Genomic DNA, 544 nt, shown 5'->3' on the forward strand with positions numbered 1-544 from the left:
GTCCGGGAGGGCTTTACGGTCCAACTTCCCATGCACCGTCACCGGAAACTCCCCCAACACCACCACCACCGACGGCACCATGAACCCCGGAAGAGACCTCCGCACCCCCTCCAACACCACCACCTCATCGACCACCACCCCCACCTCACCCACCACAAACCCCACCAAAAAATCCCCACCCACACCCGACCGCAACACCACCACCGCACCAGCCACCCCCACCTGAGCAGCCAACACCGCCTCCACCTCACCCAACTCCACCCGCTGCCCCCGCACCTTCACCTGAAAATCCGTGCGCCCCACAAACTCCAACACCCCACCACACCCCCACCGCACCACATCACCCGTCCGATACACCCGAGCACCCACCACACCCGACACCGGATCCGCCACAAACCGACCCACCGTCAAATCCACACGACCCTCATACCCCCGAGCCACCTGCACCCCACCCACATACAACTCCCCCACCACACCCACCGGAACCGGCCGCAACCGCGAATCCAACACCAACACCCGCGTATTCCACACCGGCCGACCAATC

1 protein-coding gene is annotated in these 544 nt (G+C 64.5%); it reads right to left on the minus strand.

Going from position 1 to position 544, the window contains the following annotated elements:
- The coding region (locus A2J01_RS33370; protein ID WP_156519486.1) for an AMP-binding protein at positions 1 to 544 on the minus strand (544 nt) is incomplete at both ends.

Source organism: Rhodococcus sp. EPR-134, from assembly GCF_001647205.1.
In the GTDB taxonomy this organism is placed as follows: Bacteria; Actinomycetota; Actinomycetes; order Mycobacteriales; family Mycobacteriaceae; genus Rhodococcus_F; species Rhodococcus_F qingshengii.